The following is a 15912-nucleotide window of genomic DNA, read 5'->3' on the forward strand; positions in this document are numbered from 1 at the left end:
ATGTGCTAGAACTTGTTAAGTTAATGGATCAAGACTGTCATATTAATCTTACTATGCTCTTTAAGCTGCTGAACTTTATCCTAAATAAAAAAATGAAATTAATCGTAACGGAAATACACGATATAAATTCCATTTGAGTAAGTATGGAATTAAAGCTGTATGTAATCTTATTAATAACAGAACGGATTCGATATTTAATGGCTAATTCTTATATTTTAACGACTGGAGGGAATCATGTGGCTATAGACGACCTTATGATTATTTTTGGTAGGAAAGCGGTACATTGGAGAGATTTGTCGTAAAATTAAATTATATTTGTATAATTTAATCAGAATGTAACCCCGTGATTTTTCTCATTTCTCCATTATATTTATATATCAATATAATAAAACGAGGAGCGGCAGGATGGTTATATAGGAAATGTACCGTTTGCATAGAATATGTAGATATTGAATCGTATTTCTCGGCTTAAAAAAGGGTCTATGAAAGAAAAGGATAAGCAAAATGAAGGAAAAGATTGGTTGGACACTAGCTATAGCTGCGCTTTTGATAGGTGGGGGAATAATTTATAATCTCATTAATTTATCACTATACGAAACTACAGAAGGTTTATATGAGTTCCCTGTACTGGAAAATGAACACGGGAAAAATTTATGAGTGGTCAAGGTCGTCGGAAAAAAACGGCATACCATATGGTTATGAATAAGTCCTTAAAGCGAATGGGTTGAAAAAGGGAGAAAGAGAAGGCGTTTCCGTTTTCTACACAAAGGGACAGCATAAAATAGATGTAATTTCTATAACGAAGCATTTAGATATCCAGAGAGTGAATTGACTTGTATGTATTAAATAATTCTTCGCGAAAAAATTACATTATAATATATCAATTAACAGAAAATTATAAGGAACAACTAAAAAATAGCCAATTAAAAGACATTGAATATAATTAATTTAATTCATTATAAACCGTCAATTTTTAATAAAGATTAAAAATCTTTTTAAATTAGATAAGATAACGACAGTCATTTAAATTTTTTTGCTAAATTTAATTCGTAATTAGAATAAGATGAAATTTGGATTGTTAGAATCGAAAATTCAATATTCGTCTCACTAAGTTAAGTATTCTTAAGATATGAGATACAAATAATAATTAAAATACAACTTCCTATAATATATATTATGTAAACTAGAAACAAACATAAAAGTACCAAGTGGTCACAGCTTCAAGTTCCCATAAGATTCATTCCTGTCCCCTAACTTGGTTCAAGTTGACTATAATATTCAATGCTATTTCTAATAACACTCGGGGATCTTTCTATAAGTCGGCTAGGTCTCATAATTAATGGTTTCGAACATACTTCCTTGGGTTGGACTGAATAATTCCCAGTAGGTCTGATAATTTTGAATTACGTTCAAGCTTCGGATGATTATCTCATGTACTTAGAAGTTGAGAAAAATTACTCCTTGAACACATTAACTAGTTGCGCATTCGATTTGAAGCTCTAAGGTGAGTTTTTAACTGCTAACAACCGATCATTGGACTTAGATGATCTCACATCGTCCAGTGTGCGGCGTTTTGTGCAAGATCAGGTCATTAATCATGGTATTAAGCCAAGAACGCTACAACGCCGCATTTCGTGCTTAAAATCATTTAGTGAATATTGTTTAAAAGAAAATTACATGAAGTCTGACTTCACAGCAGGTATTCAAGTACCTAAAGCAGATAAGAAATTACCTAAATATATGACCTTACAGGAGCTTCACAAATTATTTACCTATCTAGAACATGATTCGCGACCGCAAGAATTAGGAAGGAATTAATGTTTAAACTACACGCAACAACAGGAATGAGACGTCAGGAATTAGTGGATTTAATATTTAATATTTAATATTTAATATGGGGGCAAGTTAATTTAGAAAATCAAAGGGAGCCTCCTCCCCCTTCATCCTATTGTCTTACCGTTATTTCAAGATTATCAAGAAACCCTTTTGGAGCAGCAAAAACATTACAGTGAACCGATCTTTTCAAAAGGCTGTTTTCACATACTTTGTTCTATTTACCAGGTAGTGAGTTGTGGTGATTTCCCCTCCAGATGCTCGCTTTCCTTGGTGCGGGCGGTGAGCCTCCTCGGCGTAAACGCCTGTGGGGTCTCACCTGTCCCGCTGCACCCGCAGGAGTCTCGCACTTCCGCTCCAATCAGCCTTAAATAGTTTCGTTTTAAAAACAACAATGTTTACGAAAAGAACCTTTCAAAAAAATAAGCCTTTAAATCTTCGTGGATTGCAAATTATTTAAGGAGATTCTAGAACGTGCTGGCTTACCCGCTTACCGGTTTTCTCTTCATCATTAAGGCGTACTTTTCTAGAAACATTCATTCTAAACCATTCCCCGGTCTTGTTAAAGGCTCTGATATCTGCTTCTTACGAAGAATAATCGTTATCAAAGGCAACGTCAATTATCTTCCTGTTATTTGCTAATCTTCCGTGGATACAATCTTCTAAGAAGAATATAGCGCCTAATACTTATAGAGGTATCAATTTCTTTCTTTTGATATTTCTTGTGATATATAAAATTAAACATACACTACACTGCCACGATAGTTGCGTTGCATTAAGAAAAAGCTGTTTCCCCCTTATCCCTTAAAAAGCCCTTGATTCCATAAGCAAAGGCTGTTTTTTTACGAGTTTCTTCTATGCTACTCACTATTATGTAAACAAATTCGTGAAAATTGTTTACATAATAAGGACTTTAAATATAGGGAATTTTATAAAAAAGTAACCCGTTCGTAAAAGTGTATTTTTACGAACGGTAAATTTGTTCTTTTGATAGTTGATTTGAAGCTGCGGGAACTTTTCGTGTCTTATAATTAATCATTTCTGAAGAGTAAATCATGATACTTACCATTCCTCCTTGCGTTGTAGCTTGGATTAGAATAGGTTGATTGTACTTGTTTTTAAAACTAAAATCAGGACCATACCAGCTTACTGTAGCATCGCGGCCAGATGGAACATACGGAACGCTCCTAGTATGGGAATAGCGTTGAGTTGTTTGCAACCCTGCATTGTCGATAGCATTAAATAGGGTGGATGACACCTGACAGATCCCTCCACCAATCCCTTCAGAAAACTCTCCTTTAACGATAACTCGAGCGAGCAAATATCCTTTATCTTCTGATCTCTTGCCAACGGCTTGGTTAAAAGAAAACACCTCTCCTGGAAACACGACATAATTATTAATGGCTTCTGTAGCAAGTGAGATATTATTTGAACGATTTTTGTTGTTCACATTAAAATAGGTTCTATATTCACCTATCTTTTTTTCACGAATCTCCGCAAGTAATTCGCTGTCAACTTTTGGATGAATAGCAAGCAAAGGTACTTCTAGTTTATATGCTCTACTTCTGTACAAAAAGGAATAAAATTGCTCATTAAATGCTTGATGGTATAGCTTATAACCTACCCGCCCAGGAAGAATATTACCTTGTTTGTCTATTGTGGCATTTACAGGTTTTTGGTACACTTGTTGGTCTATTTTTTTGACAAATTGATTGTATTTATCCACGTCCATTATAGGAACATCTAGTAAGGGCATAGTAATATCAGAATGGTTGACACTGGCAATCGTTCGTCCTTCATGGGTTACCGATAAGCTTTCAGAAATATTCACTTGTTGAACGAATAGTAAAATTCCGGCAATCCATGTTAATCTCAATTGAATGCACCCCCATTATATTACTGCACCTTACTTCACAAATCCTATTTTAAGTCTTCATAGAGCAAATCTTGATCAATATACCAACGATCAGTCAAACTTTCCCTTCTGATCATAAAATGCATAACCTTTATTTCTTTGCCTTCTCTCTTCTTATAAATAGCTGCTTGAACGGGTACATCCACGAGAAAAAGCCCATTTAGTTGTTCAGGCGGTTGTCTTAAAGGGTCAACTACTCCAAAATATGTAATATCTTTAACAAGTTTATTGACACGATTAGGATGACTCGGATTTGATAAGGTCATTGCTAATAATTTCTGATTTTCTTGATTAATGGCAATGGTAAAAATACGTATAAGTTCATAGGGACTTACCGTTTGTAGATAATCATCAAGCTTACCAGCCGCTTTCAATACCATTAATTTATGAGAAAGATCTTCGTTTTTCAAACGATGCGTAATGCTTCCAGAGAAATGAACACAGAAATGACCTGAAAAACCATTTTGTAGAGCACCAGCACCATGTGGCATTCCGTGCATAGATGCAGCAATCATTTGATTATTGATTAATACAATAATGGCTCTTCTATTCCAACTCCATTTATTATTATAAATTTTCTTCATGATTTGAGTATCTTCTTTGGTTAGTGGCTGTACATCGGCATGATGGCTACCTGCTCTTCGTTGTACCTTAAATGATAAACCAGTTTCAATATCAATAATGGTAAAATTTGTTTTATTAGGAATAATGTTGTTTACAATTTCCCAAGGTAACATCTCAATTTTAAAGCTTATTGGTACTTCTTCATCTTCCCATTCGATTGCATAGACCGAGTGATCGACCATTAAGACAATTATAAAAATAGCGATAATTACTTGATACAATTTATTGTTTTTCATTTGGTTTCTCCTGCAATTTTTCTTATTATTTCAGGACATAATCATTTGAATACCTTTGAATATTTGGAAATTCTTCAAATTAACTCCTCCCTGTTAATTTATGTTCTAAACACTGGGTTTGGTGGAATCAGCTATAAAGGCTTAAAAAGGCTCAATCATATTAATGTTGATGGTCGAATAAGTACTTTTTGATATCCCTAATCTGAATAACAACTTAGAAACTACACAAGATGCCATGATTCAATCTTTGCAGAATAGCATTGAGCAAATTAAAAGCTAAAATGGTTTCACGCCGATTTTTTTGATATCTTGCTGTATCTCTAAAATCTCTATGTAGGAAATTATACTATTAACAACTAAGAGGGATAGTCAGTGAATAGAAACTGGAATGAAGAAGAACTGTATAGATTAAACTCCCAAGACCATATCCAGTCACAGAGGGCTTAAAAGGCCTATATATTACATGATGAAGTCTTACTTCGCAGCAGGTATTCAAGCACTTAAAGCAGATAAAATTCATCTTAATATAGCCCTTACAGAAGCATAAATTATTTACCCATTAGACATGATCCGTGATCCCAATGAATTAGTGGATTTAACATGGGGGAAATACATTTAGTTCGAGGAAAAGGGAAAAAAACACCCCTCTCCCTTAATCCCAATTCCTTAACGGTATTTCAAGACTATTAAGAAATTCTTATTGAGTAACAAACATAATAGTAAACCGAACTTTTATATCAAAAAACTAAGCCTTTAAATCATCGTGGATTGCACAAAATATTTAAAGAGAATTTAGAAAGGGGCTGGTCTACCCGCTTTCATTAGTACCTACATTCCATTTAATCCAGGCAACATAACACCCAATAAAATCAAGTCGATTCCAGATTACAATGAGGTTTCTATTCCTGATTTAACGTTATGTTCTACTATGACTTTATTACCCTCAAACTGAATTTCAGCCTCGAATACAGGAATATGTATTTTCAATTCAATACTTTTCTATTACAAGTCTTAACATTTCAAACAACAAGAAGATAAATGATATCCAGACACCGCCATATACATATCCACCCAAAATATCACTTGGAAGTAATTCGGTCGATGCAATATTTGCAATTGTTAACCACACTAATAATAATAACCCAATTAATGGAACGAATATGGAAGCATATTTTTTTTTCGAATGACGAATAAGTAAAAATAAGCATGTTCCATAAATGATTATTGTAATAGTGGCATTTAAATCAGGAAAATTTGAGGAATGATACTTCCCCACGAACCGTATTGATTGGAGATAGGAAAAAATCTGCATAATTGATTCATGAAACAGCCTAGCTCCTAAAATCGAAACGATAAGTAAAAGATACTCAAGCAGCCTATTCCTTCTCTTCCTCCAAATGCGGATGACCGTTACACCAATAATTACTCCAAGAACATAAGGGGATTGAAATACTAACAACCCTTTCATCCAACTCATATATATTGAAGAATCCACTATATATACAGCAATTTCATTAAACTGAGTAAACTCATTATATAAATAGTCTTGAGCCATCCCAAGCATCAAGGTCACCATACCGATTAAAACTAAAGTGAGAAAAATAAGAAAGATCTCTGTTTTTCTTATGGTTTTTAGTCGATTTGTTAACCATTTAATTACATGAATAAATAAGTTTTTAATTTGAACTTTATAAAACCGATAAGTGAAATACCCAACTAACAATACCCCGAAAATAATAATAAAAATAATGAAATATTTACTTGCTGAATGATGGAAGGCCTCCCAGCGAGGTCCCAATACTTTTCCTAGAGTTATAAAACAAAATCCCCATAAAAATGAACCTATATAAGCTGGAATAATAAATTTTCGAAACGGCATCCTAGAAATCCCTGAAATGTAACCACTGAAATGTCTAATTCCTGGAATGAAATAAGCAAAGACCAATAATTTTCTGCCTGAACGCTCAAACCAAGCGGAGGTTTTTTTATATCTTTCCGGCCCCATATGGATATACCTTCCATATTTCTCGATTAGTTTATACCCACCTGCCCTACCAATCCAATAGGTTGCAGTTATTCCCCCACCTCCTGCAACAAAGACAGTCAGGAGTGCCAAAGGGTAATTCATTGTTCCCTGAAAAACAAAATACCCAGCGTAGCTCATTAAAAATTCACCTGAAATTGGTAGAGCCATGAGTTCTAGAAAAATCCCAATGAATAATATCAGATAACTGTGCTGTTCATATACAGTTATTAAGTATGACATATAAATGCCTCCATCTTTTATTAAAAGAAACTTTAGTGTGAATTTTTTCTTCAACTTTAGATTACAAATAATGAAATCATTTTCTATGTCAATGAAATCCTAATCTTGTTTTAGGGGATCAAAAAGGTTATGGATAAAATAAAAAAGCTGTACCCTTTTCTAAAAAGGTTACTAGCTTTTTTACAAAGGATAACGAAATTATAGTTTTTTTACCCTAATTGGACTTACCATTAAGAACGCGAGTATTAAGGTAATCCACGCATTGCTATATAAAAAGAATCCCATGCCAGCCAATGGTAATCCAGCTGCTGGAATAGGCAATCCTTTAAAATACCCAATGGTTGGATTAACACTAAACTTAGCTAATCTTAATGCTCCCATAGTTGGGAAAAGGATAAATGCCAAAGACGTTAAAATTGATGGTGCTGCTATCGAATGAAATAAAAGTGCTGGAGCAACTCCGAAACTAATAATATCAGCCAAGGAATCCAATTCCACGCCAAATTCACTGTTCACTTTTAATTTTCTTGCAATCCTTCCATCAAGAAGATCTAAAAAAGCCGAAAAGAAAATCAAAACGGCGGCTATTTGCAAAAAGCCACTCATCATATAAGTAATTGAGAGTACACCACACAATAAATTTCCAATCGTAAATAAATTGGGTACAGCTTTAACTATCTGATTGAACAAGGAAGTCCCCCCTGACGTCGAACAATCTCCGCATTTATGTAGCATTTTCTATATATTCTTCCGCTATTCATAAATATTAGAGGAAAAACTATCCTGGTAAATACAGAAGCCAGCAAGTAACACACTTGCCTTAAGATTCGTAATAAAAAACAAGTTGAATTTTTTAACGGTTTCTGGAATTTTATTCTTTTAAAGAAGCGACTTTTATGAAATACCCCTTCATTATCGATTTCTTCTCTTCCATAAAAAATAACTTAATATTGAAAGGACCAATAAACTTGTAATTAAATAAATCCTGTATGTTGACAAATATTTTTCAACATTGGTCCAATTTTCCCCTAATATTCTTCCTAGAGTGATAAAAGTAAAACACCAAATTAATGCACCAGTATAGGCGTAAATAACAAATTTTCTAAATGGGAAGCGATTGACAGCCGCTATATACGCTGTAAGGTGCCGTACCCCAGGAATAAAATAACCAAAAAATAAAAAATAGGGTCCGAATTTCTTGAATAATTTCTTGGTTGCATTAATTTTTTGTTCGGTAATGTGAATTTTTGGTCCAAACTTTTCTAACAAAGGCAACCCAAATTTATTACCAATGAAGTAGCTAAGCGAAATCCCCCCTGTTGCTCCTACAAAGGCACTTACTATCGAAATTAAGTAAGATAATTTACCCTGATACACAGTGTAACCAATATATGTAAGAAGCACCTCGTCGGGTATAGGAAGTCCTACAATACCTCCGATTAAAGCAAATATTATTCCGAAGTACCCATAATGTTCTAGAAGGTAAGTAATATGATTTTCCACTTTTTTCACTCCACCTTTTAGGTGATTTCAAACAATCATTTCTGATCATTTATAATCAGCAGTATTTAAATAATAAAAAAGAAGAAGAAACTTTTAAAGAAATATATGCAAAATGTGTGTTTAAGCTATTTTATGTTTTGGTTAAATGAACGAAAAAATTCATTTTTAGTTTTCATAAAGTTTTTAACAAAAATAAAGAAGCTGCTAATCAAATAAAGGGTTTGGTTTAGAAGTACAAAAAAGTGACAGAAGTTTTGAAGAGGGTTGGAATAACAATGGCTAATCTTTCTATATTGAAAAATGGAAAGGCAAACGCTATTAGAAGTTCGACTTTAGAGGCAATATGTAAGGGGGTGGACTGTCAATCTGGAAGATATCCTAAAATACAGTAGTGAAGTATGAGTAAATCCTAAGTCCCAATGAAGACCACAATTAGTGGTATATTCTATTTAAAAATCTACAATAATGTTTAACAAAGCCTATTCAAAAGATACTCCATATAAATAAAGAGTATTGATATAAAAAAACCAGTCCGGTTCATCAGACTGGTCTTCTGTTTAGTGAAACACCACATTTTTAAAATTTCTAAATTGGGTATTGGTAATTATCAAAAGCCATGGCAACTATTGCACCCGTTCATTGAGAAAATAACTTTATTCAAGAATCGCACCCTTTAAATGAACTGTTAATATTATTTTATCGCCCGCTTTTTATGTTAGATAAATATCGCTTTTTTTTTGGCCCCTACTTCAACTTTCCTGATAGTTAATAATGAAAAATTTGAGTGCAAATATAGTGAGTAATGATTATTTTCTTTAAATTCTTCACTTCATATCCATTTTTTAAAAATTCATTTTCAATTAAAGGTAAGGAATTTGAATACCCTGTATCGACCAAATCAGTTCATTATTCAATATAATTAAGTTAGGATAAATGTGATTTTGTTGTTTATTAAATTCAAATTCGATTGGTGCTCTATTAGCTTCATTTTTCTTCCTCGATACTGCATGTGTATAAAAATATTCCATGGTTTATTATACATGATATGGAAAAGAAGGCATAAAACCAAAAAGCCCCGATTTTTAAACAAGCATTATGTTTTTTTAACGACTTTATTATTTCCATGGTAGTTTATTAGTTTTATTGTTTAATTTTATTTATACTCCAGTTGTTGATAATTGGAACTACTTGCTTTTTGCTATCGATAAAATCGTAATGGTGCTTATAATGCAAAGTGTGCCAAGCCATTCGGCAAAACCGAATGTTACATTCAGCCAGATAACGGATATAGAGGTTGCGGATAATGGCTCAACCGAAGCAAATAAACTTACCTCCGAAGCTGTGATGTATTTCGTACTTTCCAAATAAAAATAAAAGGCAATGATCGTACCGAAAATGATGATGAACAAAACCGCTGAAAAAGAAGGTAAAGTCCAATTGCCTTCAAATGCCCAAGGAGGATGGACCATACTAAAACAAATGCCTCCAATCAACATGCCCCACCCCACAACAATCATTGAACCCCATCTTGAAAGGAGTTCATAAGGTTGCAAAGTATAAAATGCCAATGCAAAGGCTGATGTTACTCCCCAAAATACTGCCCACCCGGATATGGAAAGTGTACGTATGCTTCCCCCCGTTACAAGCAAAAAAGTGCCTAAAATCGCTATGATCACAGCTACACTCACAGTAATGGTCGGAAAACGTTTGGAACGAATGGCTAAATAACAAGTGATCAGGGCCGGCGCTAAGTATTGAAGGACAGTGGCAGTGGCTGCGTTGCCATATTCAATTGCTGCAAAATATGTGTATTGAACGGCGAGCATTCCCAGAATGGCAAAAAGGATAATTTGAAGCGCATCTTTTTTAGTTTTCCAAATGCCAAAAACCTGTTTTCTTTCATTTTTAAAAGCAATCCCCAATAAGATTACGCCTGAAAGCAATAAGCGTACCACCGTGAGCCACTCAGGACTGAAACCTTGCCGTTGAAATAGATATTGGGCTGCCGTTCCTGATACTCCCCATAATGCAGCGCCGGTAAGTACTAGAGCGATCCCTTTATTTCTTGAAGATGATACATCGACTAAAGTATCATTACTCATTTTTTTCTTCCCCACCTTTTACACGATCCATATGGGCTTGAATCCTAAAATAACTTTCTTTCCAATTCTTTTCTATCATTTCAAGGGCCATCGAGAGATTTCTTTGTCTTAATGCCTGTATGATCCGATCATGCTCATTACCGGAAAGATGTACACCAATTACCTGATTGAAATAATACAGTTCTATTCGTATAAGTTTTTGTTTTAGTCCAGATAGAATCCGCTTCAATTCATCATTTACTGGAAGATTGATGTAAATGGAGTGAAAGTCATTATCCTTCTGGACGGCAGCTAATTGATTTCCTTCGACAATTGCTTTTTTCACTTCCTGATTGATGACTTCCATCTCATTTAAGTGTTTTTCTTCTAAGATATCAAAAGCCTGTTCCATAGCTAACTTTTCCAGTGTCCAAACAATAGAATATATATTTAATACTCCATCGAACCGAATAGGGGAAACAATGGTTGAACGGCTCGGCTTGGTCTCCACAAACCCCTCATCCTCGAGCCTTAATAGTGCTTCTCTTATAGGAGTACGGCTTACTCCTAATTGTTCGGCTAATTCTTTGTCACGTAATTGTTGACCTGGCGTAAGTGTTCCCTGGACAATCCAATCCCGCAAGATTATGTACGCTTCTTCACGTACAGAAGTACGTTTAATTTTTTGAGTTGAATCTGAATGTACCAACGGCTATTTCCTCCTCAAAATACCAATATGTAGTATGCAATATATCACATATTGCATGCCGTTGGAATGAATTTTAGAAATTTACCTATGTTCAGTTTTTAAATGATTTAGAAATTTACCTATGTTCAGTTTTTAAATGATTGTCTAAATGGGTCCTTAGATAAAACATACACAAAACTTAGTTCGCATGATAAAGTGACCCCATCCAAAGAAAGGGCCATTCCTTTTCTTTGGATGTTATCCCGCTTTTCCCATCAATCGCTGAAAAATCGCTGAAACCTTGTGCTCTACAACGATTCCCTGTATAAACTAAGCTTTTCGTTTATATCGGTAGTATGGAATGAATGCCTCTTAATTTGTTTCCAAAGTCTTAGAACCTATCTGAAATAAGTCCTGCGCCGTTTGTGATACCATCTTTTTTCAAAAGCCAAAACGTGGCTGGCATCGTTTTCCTGGGTCCTTCATAATTTTAAAACTTTCCACCAATTGGATCAATGAATGATTCAAGCTCCCTTCAAATTAATTGAATATTATTAAAAAAATGTTTTGTAAATCTCCTGGTGCCGATTGCATTCATTACATGAATATTCTATTTCTAATGCATCTTCCCTTACTGTGTGCACTGTCTCCTTTTTACATATTTCACAAAATCTCTTTTCGGATATTTCTTTCATTTATCAATCACTCTCCGAATTTCTTTGTTTTTTGGGGGCATGTTCAGTATATTTTGCGAATATTAACAAAAAAATACCTTTTTTCCTGAAGGTCCCCAAAATGAGAAAAAAATAATGATACTGGATTACTCATAATTCCTTAGGATTCCAATACATCAAAGCTGCATGAAACGGATATTCGTATTCAAAAACGCCTTCTTTTTCCACAACATATTTATTAAGGATTGTTTTTACTTCATCATAGGAAAATTGTTCATCGAGAATTTTTGTCGTATTATCACGAATCATTTCTTCATATGTGGAATAGATTTTTTTACTTTTCAATTTCACGATCTTGCAGTCCGCCAGTATTCCTAGTTGATACAATACATTCAAGATGTGTATGTAATCCCGTTTTCTTAAATTGATTGTATATCCTCGTTTCTCCAATTCCATATAATGAGGTTTTTCTGGTCCTGTCGTCATACCGACTATCACTAAACGGGTTGCTGACTCATTCATTTTTAATAAGGTGTGACCGATATCGATCATACGGTAATAACAATTAAAACCAAATACTACATCATATTTATCCCTTTTCGTCTCACTTTCCCACTTATCATGAATCAAATCCATGTTCTCGGTACCTTTTTCATTCGCCTGAGATGCCAAAAAACTGATAATGCTTTTAGAACTATCAATACAAGTTAGCTTCCTGACCTCTTTTGCAATATCAAAGGTGTAATTGCCCCAGCCAGGCCCGATTTCCAATACATGGTCTTCCCGATTTAATAATGGCAGTAACTCTTGGTTCACTTGTTTAGTATAAGGGTCCGCTTTATGTTGTTTTTTCCTTTCAACCATGGATGACCAAAAAGCTTCTTCTGCTGCATCATCTTTAAGTCGATTTGGGACTTTACCATAATGATCTACCATGGATTGTCTCCAAAATTCAATATAATCAAGATTATTAGTTTTCATCTGTTCTCTCCTCAAATTATATAATTTATGTATAATAACTTTCTTAAACCATTCTACCCCATAGTTGCAAAAGAAAAAGAGCTGCAAATCAGCTCCTGATAATGCACAAAGCCTTTTTCTATTATTATCTCTCAACATATTAGCATTGGTCATACTTAACTTCTCGCAGCGTTAATGTGAAAGACTCACTACTTTAGGGATTTGAAGTTATCAAGACTAAAATTTAAATATTATAGATAAAATAAGGGCTCATACATATTAGACATATATAATATGTATGAGCCCTTTAACAAACGCCCCCGTTTATTAAGGTACATTTCTTTACAATCTGGTCCCACGTTAGCAAGAACTTACTTAGCTATAAAGTAAATTATCTCAGGGTCTCCTTCATCTAAATTTTCAATAAATCCACTTTGTATGAATCCATTTGCTATAAAAACTTCTTGCATTCTTTCATTTGATTTATTGGTTGAAGAGAAAATTTTCTTTGTTGGAGAATTATTCATAAAATACTCAATAAGCGATGTAGCGTGTCCTTTTCGTCTTTCAGTTGGTTTAACAATTATTAGTGAAATGAAGCTACAATCAAAGAAATGAGTATCAAATATTAAAAAACCAACCATAAGATTCTTATTAATGGAAACTATACATCTCTCTTCCTCAATGGCTTTCCTAATGTATTTACATCTGCTTTTGTTACCGATTACTTCTTCATCAATCTTCACTATATCATCCAAATCAATTAATTGTGCCATTTCTATGGATGTCAAAATGTTCGCCTCCTTAACTTTTTAGATTACTAAACTCGCTACTTATTTTCACACTAAACTGCCGCTATTGTTGCATAAAAAAGCTACCCATCGTCAGTTAGTATCCATTTGTAAAAGTTCCATCTTTTGTTCCGGTTTACTGCTTTGGATAAGAATAAAAAATAACAATTATACCCTAATATTTTTGTGGAAATCTCAACAAATAACCATCTGGGTCTTGAACTAAAAATTCTTTTTGTGTAAATTCACTATAGGTGTTTATCATAACTTATTTAAACAGTATAATATTATGTTTCTTTATTCTATGTACAAGCCCCTCTATATTTTCTACTTCAATTTGGAACTTAATTCCCCTTCCATATGGATAATTAAGTTTACCAGTTTGCCAAAAGCCATTATATTGTTCAATCATCATCTGTGCTCCATTTAGTGATATAAATGCAAATAATACAATAAGATTATCCATAAAGTATTGTTACGTTCGAAAAGGGGAATGCTGATGTTTCATCCGCTTCTCCCCCTCTATATATCTTATAAAAGGTTTACACGTTTTTAAAATGCTGTTGGATATAAGCATTCACTTTATCAGGCACTTCGATTTGGATAAAATGCCCGGCATTTTGAATGATGTGAACCTGTGCATGTGGGAAGCCTTCTTTCTGGAGCTTATAGGCAAATTCAAAAGGTATATAAGGATCCATCTCTCCCCAAATTATTGTGACGGGTATTTTGATCTGATTTAGTTTTTGATTGTACGATTTTACCTTTTCTATATTTCCTGAACGGTATAGATCTAAGATGACTATACAAGATTCGGGTGTTCTAAAGACATGAAAGAAATCTTCCAGAATTTCGTCAACTATGTTCGGAATCGTTTTCTTCAATTCAGTTTGAGCTTGGCGATCATCTGACATGCGTTTCATTATTTTCTCTCCGACATTTGGTGTTCTCCAAATCTGAGCAAGTGAGTGCCACTTATAATCTACTGATATGGTTGTATTTGAAACAAAGAGACTTAGTATTCTCTCTGGATGATCACATGCCCATTTCAGTCCAATAAGTCCGCCCCAGTCATGTACAATAAGGTGGAATTTATCTAGTTTTAGTTCCCTTGTAAAATCCGATACAAACTGTTCATATCTTTCCCATGTTGAGGATTCATCAAACTGTTCACTTTGGCCGAATCCTGGGAGATCAGGTGCAATGGTTCTAAATCCACAAGACACAATGCATGGAATCATTTCCTTCCACAAAAGGCTGGACTCAGGTACCCCGTGCAATAAAAGAACTGGGGGATCATTAACATTGCCTTTCTCGATATAAGATACGACCTTTCCATTTAATACCAATTTTTTCTTTTCCACTTTTATCTACCTCCTGAATAAAGTATTTTGGAACCTTTTTTGCATTCAGCCAGGTCATAGTTCCTGGCTAGAAAGGGGATTTCTTCGGGAATAGACGATTGATAAATAAAACTAATAGAGAGTTTATATGGAATTACTATCAAATTCCCTCTCTCATTTCTATGTTGGTTTGCTATTTAATGCTTGTGTTTTTAGGTTTTTATCCAAAGTTTATTCAAAATGGATTTATCGTGGATATGGACTCCTTCAATTCTTTGTCCGAAATTTATTTGCTTCCATCTCTACCCTATATAACATCAAAAAGCACAACAAAAAAAGGTAAAGCTATAAAAAGGCCTCACCTCTGAAATGATAAAAACCTTTATTACTCTAAAAGTATCAAAGTTTTTAGACATCTGTGGACTTTTGCTGAGTGAAGAAAAATATGAAGATGATAATGGGAATGGCTATTAGAAAAGCATTGTTTCTCGAACTTTTAATTGTAGGAATATCTGTTAATGACATTTTTACTCATTCCCTTTTAATGTAGTTAATAATTCTGATGGAACATTATAATGCTTCTTTACAATCGTATTAAAAAAATTATAATCTTCAATTGGCAATGCGGGAACAACTTCAGGGTAACCAAAAATAGGACCGGAAACATTAATTGAAAAATCACCAGACGAAATAAATATTCCTGTCACATGTATGGCATCATTGATTAATAATATAGCTATAATGATGTCCAATATATCGATAAAAAGATTTCCCACTTGCGAGTGGTCCCTCCCTTCGATACGATGGCCCCCAAAAAGAGGCCCACCTAAAGAGAGACCAAACCTTCCTGACCTTACAAAAACGCCAATGATTGTAATTTGTCCAGTTAATAATAGGATGGCTGTTGTAATTTCGAGATTACGCTGAAAGGAGTGAAGTACTTTTTTTTCTGAATTAGCTACACAGGTTTCAATCAATATCACCACTCCCCATGTAGG

The 15912-nt window shown here is 34.1% G+C and carries 13 protein-coding genes and 2 pseudogenes; 2 read left to right on the forward strand and 13 right to left on the reverse strand.

Going from position 1 to position 15912, the window contains the following annotated elements; all coding sequences use genetic code 11:
• The first annotated feature begins 504 nt into the window (after positions 1–504).
• A complete protein-coding gene (locus tag SB775_RS07535; protein ID WP_410861101.1) occupies positions 505–657 on the forward strand; it encodes a hypothetical protein in 153 nt (50 codons plus the stop codon).
• A 2140-nt stretch (positions 658–2797) separates the two neighbouring features.
• Here SB775_RS07535 and SB775_RS07540 read toward each other — a convergent pair.
• The 5 genes from SB775_RS07540 to SB775_RS07560 all read right to left on the reverse strand — a co-directional run bounded on the left by SB775_RS07540 (position 2798) and on the right by SB775_RS07560 (position 8377).
• On the reverse strand, positions 2798–3709 hold the full coding sequence (locus SB775_RS07540) for a VanW family protein (protein ID WP_286140773.1): 912 nt from the start codon (positions 3707–3709) through the stop codon (positions 2798–2800).
• Between the two features lie 44 nt (positions 3710–3753).
• Positions 3754–4608 (reverse strand): hypothetical protein, encoded by an 855-nt coding sequence (locus tag SB775_RS07545; RefSeq protein ID WP_089362227.1) that lies wholly within the window; start codon positions 4606–4608, stop codon positions 3754–3756.
• Positions 4609–5596: 988 nt separating this feature from the next.
• A complete protein-coding gene (locus SB775_RS07550; RefSeq protein WP_410861102.1) occupies positions 5597–6874 on the reverse strand; it encodes a VTT domain-containing protein in 1278 nt (425 codons plus the stop codon).
• A gap of 198 nt (positions 6875–7072) precedes the next feature.
• Positions 7073–7564, reverse strand: coding sequence for a CDP-diacylglycerol--serine O-phosphatidyltransferase (gene pssA / locus SB775_RS07555; protein ID WP_410861103.1), 492 nt, complete (start codon positions 7562–7564; stop codon positions 7073–7075).
• 222 nt (positions 7565–7786) lie between these two features.
• The gene (locus tag SB775_RS07560) at positions 7787–8377 is read right to left on the reverse strand and encodes a DedA family protein (RefSeq protein ID WP_410861138.1); all 591 of its coding nucleotides are present in this window, start codon (positions 8375–8377) and stop codon (positions 7787–7789) included.
• Positions 8378–8619: 242 nt separating this feature from the next.
• On the opposite strand from SB775_RS07560, the pseudogene SB775_RS07565 reads away from it, so the two are divergent.
• Positions 8620–8779: pseudogene (locus SB775_RS07565) on the forward strand (helix-turn-helix domain-containing protein).
• A 390-nt stretch (positions 8780–9169) separates the two neighbouring features.
• Here SB775_RS07565 and SB775_RS07570 read toward each other — a convergent pair.
• From SB775_RS07570 to SB775_RS07605, 8 genes and pseudogenes are all read right to left on the reverse strand, one after another.
• A pseudogene (locus SB775_RS07570) lies at positions 9170–9365 on the reverse strand (MBL fold metallo-hydrolase); the annotation flags it as partial.
• Between the two features lie 196 nt (positions 9366–9561).
• On the reverse strand, positions 9562–10479 hold the full coding sequence (locus tag SB775_RS07575; RefSeq protein WP_410861105.1) for a DMT family transporter: 918 nt from the start codon (positions 10477–10479) through the stop codon (positions 9562–9564).
• Positions 10472–11167 carry a GntR family transcriptional regulator gene (locus SB775_RS07580; RefSeq protein WP_410861106.1) on the reverse strand — a complete coding sequence of 232 codons (696 nt, stop codon included), beginning with the start codon at positions 11165–11167 and terminating at the stop codon, positions 10472–10474. Before SB775_RS07580 ends, SB775_RS07575 begins: the two co-directional genes overlap by 8 nt.
• 803 nt (positions 11168–11970) lie before the next feature.
• Complete coding sequence (locus SB775_RS07585) at positions 11971–12801, reverse strand: methyltransferase domain-containing protein (protein ID WP_410861108.1); 831 nt, start codon at positions 12799–12801, stop codon at positions 11971–11973.
• A gap of 350 nt (positions 12802–13151) precedes the next feature.
• Positions 13152–13556 carry a GNAT family N-acetyltransferase gene (locus SB775_RS07590; RefSeq protein WP_410861140.1) on the reverse strand — a complete coding sequence of 135 codons (405 nt, stop codon included), beginning with the start codon at positions 13554–13556 and terminating at the stop codon, positions 13152–13154.
• 283 nt (positions 13557–13839) lie between these two features.
• Entirely contained in the window at positions 13840–13983 is a 144-nt protein-coding gene (locus SB775_RS07595; protein ID WP_410861110.1) for a hypothetical protein, read from the reverse strand.
• 130 nt (positions 13984–14113) lie between these two features.
• The gene (locus tag SB775_RS07600; protein ID WP_410861112.1) at positions 14114–14935 is read right to left on the reverse strand and encodes an alpha/beta fold hydrolase; all 822 of its coding nucleotides are present in this window, start codon (positions 14933–14935) and stop codon (positions 14114–14116) included.
• Positions 14936–15441: 506 nt separating this feature from the next.
• Positions 15442–15897: a hypothetical protein gene (locus SB775_RS07605; protein WP_410861113.1), complete on the reverse strand. Its 456-nt coding sequence runs from the start codon at positions 15895–15897 to the stop codon at positions 15442–15444.
• Between the last annotated feature and the right edge of the window lie 15 nt (positions 15898–15912).

This window comes from Peribacillus sp. SIMBA_075 (assembly GCF_046534585.1).

Excerpts from the sequence above, each read along its gene's own strand:
- SB775_RS07535 (WP_410861101.1), top strand. The coding sequence starts at position 505 with ATGAAGGAAAAGATTGGTTGGACACTAGCTATAGCTGCGCTTTTGATA.
- SB775_RS07545 (WP_089362227.1), bottom strand. The coding sequence starts at position 4,608 with ATGAAAAACAATAAATTGTATCAAGTAATTATCGCTATTTTTATAATT.
- SB775_RS07550 (WP_410861102.1), bottom strand. The coding sequence starts at position 6,874 with ATGTCATACTTAATAACTGTATATGAACAGCACAGTTATCTGATATTA.
- SB775_RS07575 (WP_410861105.1), bottom strand. The coding sequence starts at position 10,479 with ATGAGTAATGATACTTTAGTCGATGTATCATCTTCAAGAAATAAAGGG.
- SB775_RS07585 (WP_410861108.1), bottom strand. The coding sequence starts at position 12,801 with ATGAAAACTAATAATCTTGATTATATTGAATTTTGGAGACAATCCATG.
- SB775_RS07590 (WP_410861140.1), bottom strand. The coding sequence starts at position 13,556 with ATGGCACAATTAATTGATTTGGATGATATAGTGAAGATTGATGAAGAA.
- SB775_RS07595 (WP_410861110.1), bottom strand. The coding sequence starts at position 13,983 with ATGATTGAACAATATAATGGCTTTTGGCAAACTGGTAAACTTAATTAT.